The sequence below is a fragment of the Candidatus Pristimantibacillus lignocellulolyticus genome, assembly GCA_023639215.1.
GTDB lineage: Bacteria > Bacillota > Bacilli > Paenibacillales > Paenibacillaceae > Pristimantibacillus > Pristimantibacillus lignocellulolyticus.
Genome location: CP097899.1, coordinates 1895180 through 1905000, shown reverse-complemented (window position 1 = coordinate 1905000; position 9821 = coordinate 1895180). Strand labels below are relative to the sequence as shown.

The window sequence follows — 9821 nt, the reverse complement described above, 5'->3', positions numbered from 1 at the left end:
CAAGCTTCTCTTCAACTCCGCTCGACTTGCATGTATTAGGCACGCCGCCAGCGTTCGTCCTGAGCCAGGATCAAACTCTCCATTAAAGTGTTTGACTTGCTCATTTGTTTCGCTTTTTATTAACAATTTTCACGGGGTGAAAATTGTTAATGGCAGTTCTTTACTCGTTAAACGAGTTATATTTGACGTGTTCCATTTGTTCAGTTTTCAAAGAACTTTCTGTTACCGATGCGGTAACAAGATATTATGTTATCATCTTCTTTCGAGTAAGTCAAGCGCTTTTCAAATTTAGTTTTTCAAAGCGTTTTTGTTACGCCGTCCGAAGCGACAAGAAATAATATACCACGCACATCAATACTTTACAACAAGAATTTTTTACCATATTGTCATTTCTTTTCGCAATACTTTCACCCCTACACAAGCAACAGTATTAGATGTTATTAATATCATTAACTATCCCCCATATGTAGATATAAAACTTTTTTGAAATTGTTTTATCCTAGCGCTTATTTTGTTCAATATAAAACAGTTCCCCTTATAAAGTAGTAAACTAATGATTCTATTATCATTAATTAATGACTCTATAAGTCTGGCTTTGCTTTCTAATAATCACTTCAATACTTACATTACTGTGTTTTAACAGCATCAAATATGTCTCATTTATTATCGCTAGCATAATGTCATCGTCATTAATATATTCCGGCCTGCTTATCTTATTGAGCAAGAAAATATCATAATCTACACAGCAACTCCCAACCTATTCATTGAAGTAGAGAATAACCCATGACGATTTCTAATGTTTTGTTCATTTCATAAATAGAAATGGAGCCCTAGAAGAAAACCAAGCATTCAGCTCAGTTCCTCTAGGGCTCAACCGTTCAAGAGTACATATATCCTATATATGTACTGATCCATTAAAATATCGAGATTCATTAAAGTAGAGTCATTCGTAGTGCATACTATATAGAAGGAAGTCACTCCTATTCACCTAGCATCGCTAATACAATAGACTCATCCTCAATAATTTGAATACCAAGATCTTGAGCCTTCGTAAGTTTACTACCTGCTTTTTCACCAGCAATAACGATATCCGTCTTTTTAGAGACACTACCTGTTACCTTTGCACCACATGCTTCGAGACGCTTTGACAGATCATCGCGACTTAGCGTAGGGAAAGCACCTGTAATAACAATCGTCTTACCAAAGAACGGATTATCCTCTGACACGATCGTAACAGACTCCTCCATTTTAGCTTTTACACCTGCTGCAATCATCGATGCTATACTTTGCTTCGCTGTTTCATCTTGGAAGAAACTCACGATACTCTCTGCTACAATTGCACCTACATCTGGCAATTGGATTAGCTCTTCTACATCAGCATTCATTACAGCTTCAAGACTGCGATAATGCTCAGCTAATGTTTTCGCAGTTGCTTTGCCTGTATTCGATATGCCAAGCGCATATATGAAAGATGCTAGCTCACGATCTTTTGATTTCTCAATCGCTTCAAGTAGCTTATTAGCCTTCTTCTCACCAAAACGATCTAACTTGATTAGATCATCAAAGGTAAGTTGGTATAAATGAGCAGGGTCGGTAACATTACAATCCGCATACAATTGTTCAGCTGTCATAATACTGAAAGATTCAATATCCATTGCATCACGGGATGCAAAGTGAGTAATCCGACCAATTAACTGTGGCCTACAACCTAGTTTGTTATTACAGAATAGGTGAGCACCACGTTGCTCTAATAAAGATCCACACGATGGGCAAGTTGTTGGGAACATAATTTCTTCACCTTGTTCCTCATCCACTTTACCTAATATCTCAGGAATAACATCATTTGAACGACGAATCGTGACAAGCGTGCCTAATGCATGCTTTAGATTTTTACGTTCGATATCGCCCATATTATTCAATGTACAGTTTTGTACCGTTACACCAGCTAGATCAATAGCTTCTACTTTTGCAACTGGTGTGATTTTGCCTGTACGTCCAACTTCCCATGAAACAGATAGTAACGTCGTTTCTGCTTCTTCTGCTTCAAATTTGAAGGCAACAGCCCAACGTGGGAACTTATCCGTGTAACCTAATGCCTCACGTGTTCGCATATCTGTCAATTTAATAACTGCTCCATCAATTAAAAAGTCCAGTGAACTTCTGCGCTCTGAAAGATTAACTAGTTCCTGCTCTAGTTCATTTAGTTGGGAAGCGTAATAAACATACGGATTAACTTTAAAGTGATTCTGTTGCAGAAATTGCTGTAATTCACGATGGTTCTCAAATGAAACCCCTTCTGCATGACCGACATTATATATGTATGCATCTAAATTACGCTCTGCAGTTACTGTTGGATTCAAGTTGCGCAATGCACCAGCGGCAGCGTTGCGGGCATTTTTCAATGGCTCAATTGCCGTTTCATTGTATCTTTCCAAGCTTGATAGCGTCATAATTCCTTCACCTTGAACTTCAATAATGCCATTGGTAAATGGAATCGATAGTGGAATCGAACGAATCGTTTTAACTTGTGCTAGAATCGCTTCACCTACTGCACCATTACCACGAGTAGATGCTTGGACAAGCTTACCTTCATCATAAGTAAGATTAAGAGTTAGTCCATCGAATTTCAATTCCATTACATAGGACGGTTCTGGAAGAAGTTTATCGGGGTTTTTGGCATTATAATCTGCAATAGCCCGCTTCATTTTCGTCTCCCAAGCATAAAGTTGCTCTAGATTTTGTGCTTTATCAAGACTCCACAATCTAGCTAAATGTTTATGTTGTTCAAAACCAGAAAGCATCTCTCCTCCAACACGTTGTGTTGGTGAATGCGGCAATTTCTCTCCTACTTGTTGTTCTAGTTGAACTAATTCATCATATAACTTATCATACTCGGCATCACTTACCGTAGGAGCATCTAACGTATAGTAACTATAATTGAGCTGATTCAATGTCTCAATTATAAGCTCCATCCGCTCCTGAGCTTGTATCATCGACATAAATATCCCTCCAAATTCGCAATCAGGGTAGTTCAAAAGCGGACTTTAATAACGACGATTAGCTTTGTAGAGCATTCGACGATTGTTAAAACCCACTTTTTGAACCTTTATTAAACTTTATACTTTCCTAATCGGCGCAAAACTTGCTAGTAACTTCTTAATCCCTACTGGTGCAGGGAAAGCAATTTGCAATTCCATATCGTTATCTTTCCCTTTCACCGATACAACCGTACCTTCGCCCCATTTACCATGTGCCACTCGATCGCCAGCACTATAGCTAACTGGACCACTTTGGTCAGATTGGGATGAAGCTGCTTTTTTCGCCGCTTCTAGTCCAGACGTTACCGTTACAGTACTTCTTCCTCCTGTCGAGATACTACTGCCTTGACTACGGGAACTACCAAATCCAAAACCTGATTGCTGGGAACCTGTGCTTGTACGAGCACCACCAGTATATCCTCCGCCAATACTACGAGTATTCCCACCATTAGGTGATACTATCTCACGAACTTCTTCAGGGATTTCCTTAAGGAAGCGTGAAGGCATATTAAATGCGGTACGACCAAATAATGTTCTCATTTTCGCTGACGATAAATATAACTGTTGCTCTGCACGTGTAATTCCTACATATGCAAGTCGACGTTCTTCCTCTAATTCGTCGTTATCCGTTAACGCACGCGAATGCGGGAATACCGTCTCTTCCATCCCTACAATAAATACGACAGGGAACTCTAAACCCTTCGCACTATGCATTGTCATTAGAATTACTGTATCTTGCGACTTCTCTTTCTCTTCTTCATCGTCGTTCATGGAATCAATATCTGCAATCAACGCTAAATCGGTAAGAAACGCAACAAGTGTACGATCATCATTACGTTGTTCAAAATCCATCGTTACGGACAAGAACTCTTCTATATTCTCTACACGAGTCGTTGATTCAATCGTATTTTCACGTTGCAACTCTAATTTATACTCCGACATTTCGAGAACTTTCTCCGTTAATTCCGTTACAGTGAGTTCATCAACAGCAGCACTCAGCTTAGAAATCATATTATAGAAGGAAATAAGTTGTTCTCTTGTTTTCCCTTTCACATCTACTAGATCAATATTACTTAATACTCTATAGATCGAAGTCCCTTGCGCTGTAGCTGCAGCAGCAAGCTTAGCTACTGTGGTGTCACCAATACCCCGTTTAGGAACATTAATAATACGTACAAGACTAATATCATCATCTGGATTAGAGATGAGACGAAGATATGCCAGTATGTCTTTAATCTCTTTACGATCATAGAACTTAATTCCGCCTACAATTTGATATGGAATTTCAGACTTAATTAATGTTTCCTCTATTAAACGTGATTGTGCATTCGTACGATAAAGAATCGCATGATCGCTATACTTACGATTCTTTGCCATATTGTTCTGAATGACACCTGTGACAAAGTAACCTTCCTCACGATCACTTTCAGCAAAGTAGACAGAAATTTTATTACCTTCACCTTGATCAGTCCATAGGTTTTTCGCTTTACGCCCACTATTTAGAGCTATAACAGCATTGGCTGCATTCAGAATATTGGCTGTAGAACGATAATTTTGCTCTAACATAATCGTTTTCGCTTCAGGATAATCATCTTCAAAGTTCAAAATATTCGAGATATCAGCACCACGCCAACGATAGATTGACTGATCGCTATCACCAACAACGCATATATTATGATGTTGATCTGCAAGCATTCGACATAACATATATTGCGCACGGTTCGTATCTTGATACTCATCAACATGTATATAACGGAATTTGTTTTGATAGAACTTCAACGCTTCTGGCTCTTCCTTAAATAACTGTATCGTTTTCATAATAAGATCATCAAAATCTAACGAGTTATTGTTTTTTAATCGTTTCTGATACATCTTATATATTTTGGCAACGATGTTTTGGAAGTAATCTCCAGCTTTGTTCTCATACGCCTCGGGAGAAATGAGTTCATTTTTCGCTGAGCTTATTGTCGCTTGTACCGATTTCGGCTCAACCTTCTTCACATCAATATTTTCATCCTTCATACAACTACGGATAACAGATAATTGATCAGTAGAATCGAGAATTGAGAAGTTCGATGAAAAGCCGATTCGGTCAATATCTTTACGTAAAATACGTACGCACATGGAGTGGAATGTAGACACCCAAATGTCACGTCCTGATGCACCAACTAGAGCGCTAACCCGCTCCTGCATTTCTCTTGCCGCTTTATTCGTAAATGTAATAGCTAATATACTCCATGGAGCTACTCTATTTTTCTCAATGAGATAGGCGATACGATGCGTTAATACTCTAGTCTTTCCACTACCTGCTCCTGCCATAATAAGTAATGGACCTTCTGTCGCTTTCACTGCTTCTCGTTGCGGAGCATTCAGCTTCTGCACCGCATCATCGATACTAAATGAACTAAACATCTATCCCACTCCTTTAATCTTTTTATATACATCATTCGAAACAACACCTTATAAATAAAAAGTAACTTCGAATGGATAGTCTTTAATAATTGCAATATATTATATTAATTGCATTGATTTAATCGATTTAACTGCTTGTACCGTTTCTAATGCTGCTTCTATATTATTGTATACAATATTACCTACGACAACGGTATGAGCATATTTGGCAGCTTCACTTGCACGCTCTACTCCATCTATCCCACCACCGTAGAACAATTTAGCTCCTTCTACTTCCGATGCAATACGTCGAAGCAAGCTCATATCACCAAAGCTCCCACTATATTCTATGTATAGGAGCGGAAAATGTAGTAATCGATCAGCCATCCATACATAGGGAAGTATCTCTTGTGTTGATAAAGATGCTTCTGCGCCAGACACTTTAGCGGCAGTACAATCTTCATTGAGCACAATATATCCCGAAGCAGCTGTCATATGCCAAGGCACAAAATGTCCATATGTCTGCAAACCTTCTAGTTGATTCAACATCAAATAATCAGCTTGCTTAGTATTAAGAACAAACGGTACAAAATATCCGTCGAAACCAGGAACAGCTCCATCCATCGTTGATACTTCAAGCGCACAATCTAAGCTGTAACGACGTATACGAGATAATAATTCTACTGTATTTTCATAAGTAACACCACTTGAGCCCCCTACAATAATTGCATCCGTCCCAGACATACAAATAAGCTCTAAATGCTCTTCACTTATGTCACGATCAGGGTCAAGCTTGAACACATGTTCCCACTGTGAAAACCATTGATTATCCACATTTCCCCTCCTTAAACTTTTCATAATCTACTTGATACTCTACTCGTAGATGAAAAGTAGCTTCGTAAGCATAAGCTAACTTGCTACAGAAAAGGTCAAGCCCTCACGCACGACTTGACCACATTCCTCAGTATCTTCTATATATACACTACAATACTATCTAAACGAATCACACACACCTTGCGAATCAATAGCGAATCTTTGAGCATTCCAGCGGAAAGCTCAATAGGAGCCATCTTCCCTCCGACTCAAACCCACAAGCTCTTCAAGCTAGTAGCGAATCTTTGGGCATTCCAGCGGAATGTTCAATAGGAGCCATCACCTCAACGCGGATCCACTCAAGAAGCCTTTGAAAACTTCGGAGGTAGGATCACTTGTCAACTCCGAGAAGATGACATGAAGCTAGGAAATCCGAGAAACGGAGCGTACGTTATTGGTACGTGAGTATCACAGGATTCCGATGAATGGCATATTCGACGTCGAGTATACTACTCCGAGTTACTTCGAGTTCACAAGTGATCCACGGGTAACGCCCAACTGATTCGTAGCCTTCAACCCTCTCCACACTTGCGTACCTGTAATCTTGCCATCAAGTGCATCGCGATATAATTGAATTACTTCTTGAACTTTATCTGCGCCTTCCTCTAAGAACTCTACGCGATATTGCTCTACGCCTAGTTCAATAAAGTTTTTCAAATATTCAGCACCAGATTGCTCGACTGCATTATATACCGTATTACGACAACCTTCATCTACACGTACAGGATGACTCATGCCGATACGATCTTGCAGTGATGCTCTTGATGTTTCACAAGGACGACCACAGTTCGTGTAGTTTGTTCCTTCACTTAAGAATGTACAGTATACACAATGTTCAGTATGGAACATCGGTAAATGCTGATGGATAACTACTTCCATCTTACTCGTGTTAGAACGTTCAAGAAGATCGACCATTTGTTGAATGTTCAAGTCATATGATGGTGTTACAGCATCTAAACCACTTTCAAGGAATAGATTAACTGCTTTATGATTGGCAATATTCAACGAGAAGTCACCGATCAATTTAGGGAAAGGCGCATCTGGATTTGCCATTTTTGCACGTAAATAATAGTACAGCGCTCCAGTATTACGTACAAGCACCGCATCTGGTTTTAGTTTTAAAATATTCGCATGATAGCCATTCTCGTTCGGCATATGAATACGAGGAGTTGCTAATGCAATTTGTTTCCCTGCCTTACGAGCTATTTCTATTGCGGCTGGGAACTGCTTAATAAATTCAAAATCGGCATAAATGAAGTCTATATCTGTAGCTACCGCAGCTTCAACTTGCTCTAATGTACGACATAACGCTATCAGTTTAGCATCGCGACCATTAACGATTGGTGTTGGTTGATTCTTATTATCGAATGCATCATCCATCGCATTAACTTCATGCTTAATATAGACAGGCGGTTTCGGACGTTCTCCCGCAAGTTGTTCTACTGCTTCACGACGTAAACGATTCAATTCACGCATTGGAATAATTAGATTACCTTGAAGTAACACTTCTAATTGATCAAGTTGATACACAGTACCACCTAGACGTCCTAGTTGTTCTTCTAGTAGAGCCGCATCCATTGGACGTTTCATTGCTTCTTCAAGCAATAGTTCAGAAGCGATTTCCACTGTTGTTCCTTTTTCTACATCAGTCCACCACGTACGCAGTGGTTCACCGATCGCACCTGTAACTTTAATATGAAGCGGGAATACACGATATGGCTTATCCGTTTCAAACGAAGCACGTAATGCTCTGTCTAGTGCAGGATCATTCGTTTTCCAAACGCGATCGCCCACATGAACTTTGCGCAAATCTACATCATTACGGCCTGGTACAAGCTCAATAAGAATACCTTCAGGAGCTTCCGATTCTAATTTCACACCTTGACGACGAACATCATATACTCGTCCGCCTTCTTCTTTCTGCGTTGGATCACCAGCATCAAATACAACTCCATCGCCACGCTTAAGTGGAGCTTCAAGACGAAGGGTTACCGCATCACGCATAACACGTTCTACTTTACCAAGGTATACCCCACGACTTTTCGGGAAAGTACCATCAACAAGTTCCTTATTATTCGTACCTTCTAGGAAACCATGCGTGAATCCACGAGAGAAACTTTGTTGCAATTCACGCACTTCTTCTTTGGATGGTTTAGATGAATCTCCATCAAAATATTTATCAATCGCTTTGCGATATTTCCTTACCACGTTAGCTACATACTCAGGTGTTTTCAAACGACCTTCTATTTTGAAAGAAGTTACTCCTGCTTCTATTAATTCAGGGACAATTTCGATCGCCGCTAAATCTTTTGGAGATAATAAGTAAGCTACTGCACCCATAGGTTTTTGCTCACCATCAACGATAAGATCATAAGGCAAACGACAAGCTTGTGCACATTCACCACGATTGGCAGAACGACCGCCCCACATTTCGGAAGTTAAGCATTGTCCAGAATAGGATACACAAAGCGCACCGTGAACAAATACTTCCATTGGCAACTTTGCTTGGTCTCCAATCGTTTTAATTTGCTTCAAATTATTTTCACGACCAAGTACAACACGTTCCATATCGAACGGCTTTGTAAATTCTACTGCTTCAGGCGATGTAATGGTCATCTGTGTTGAACCGTGAATCGGGAAATCTGGTGAAAGCTCACGTATTAATTTGACAAGACCTAGATCTTGTACGATAACAGCATCTACACCAGCATCGATACACATTTCAATTAAAGTTTGTGCATCTCGTAATTCATCCTCAAATACAAGAATATTGAATGTCAAAAAGCCCTTAACTCCGTACGTATGCAGGAAGGACATAATCTCTGGAAGCTCTTCACTTCTAAAATTGTTGGCGCGGGCACGGGCATTGAATTTTTCCACTCCGAAAAAGACCGCATCTGCTCCATTAGCAACCGCAGCTCGCATACAATCCCAATCTCCAGCCGGTGCTAATAGTTCTATATCTGATCGTGTTAAAGTCATTTTTATAGTCCTCTCATTGTCGTAATCTCATAGACTTACGATGATCTCTTATGCAATATATGATAAAAGTGGAAGTAGTCCAATCTATCTTTTTTCTAGTTAATAGTGTAACAAAGCTGAGCCAGATATTCCACAAGACATTACTGCCATATTCACTTTAATAGGTAGTTCAAACAGCAAAATTTGATAACGAGGTCATGAAGCAAGCTTATTCGACTTCGAATATGAAGCGAACTTGGAAAGTCCGGGACTCGTGTACCTACTACGTACACTGGAGCTTCCTCCTTCCTCAAGTAGCACTCCATCTTCTTGATTCTGAAATCCTGCTTTTTGAACCTTTATTGAATAGTGGTAGTTCAAACAGCAGAACTTGATAACAATGTTATATAGAAAGCATATTCGCATCGAATGTGGAGTACACTTAAGCTTTGCAACGTATTTGTCTACTTATTATGTGATTTTGTGATTGCACTTGAAGTTACTCTCTATTAGAGGCATTATAATAGTATAGTCTACATGATTCACGTATAAAAACTT

4 protein-coding genes and 1 rRNA gene (1 of these 5 cut by a window edge) are annotated in these 9821 nt (G+C 39.6%); all 5 read right to left on the bottom strand.

The annotated features are described in order from the left end of the window. A 16S ribosomal RNA gene (locus NAG76_07955) occupies positions 1-86 on the bottom strand (it extends 1470 nt beyond the left edge of the window). Between the two features lie 894 nt (positions 87-980). Continuing rightward, positions 981-2999 carry an NAD-dependent DNA ligase LigA gene (ligA, locus tag NAG76_07950; protein URN96151.1) on the bottom strand — a complete coding sequence of 673 codons (2019 nt, stop codon included), beginning with the start codon at positions 2997-2999 and terminating at the stop codon, positions 981-983. Between the two features lie 117 nt (positions 3000-3116). Next, entirely contained in the window at positions 3117-5450 is a 2334-nt protein-coding gene (pcrA, locus tag NAG76_07945) for a DNA helicase PcrA (GenBank protein URN96150.1), read from the bottom strand. Positions 5451-5549: 99 nt separating this feature from the next. Further along, on the bottom strand, positions 5550-6263 hold the full coding sequence (locus tag NAG76_07940; GenBank protein URN96149.1) for a heptaprenylglyceryl phosphate synthase: 714 nt from the start codon (positions 6261-6263) through the stop codon (positions 5550-5552). Positions 6264-6761: 498 nt separating this feature from the next. Further along, the gene (locus NAG76_07935; GenBank protein URN96148.1) at positions 6762-9284 is read right to left on the bottom strand and encodes a U32 family peptidase; all 2523 of its coding nucleotides are present in this window, start codon (positions 9282-9284) and stop codon (positions 6762-6764) included. Positions 9285-9821 lie beyond the last annotated feature (537 nt).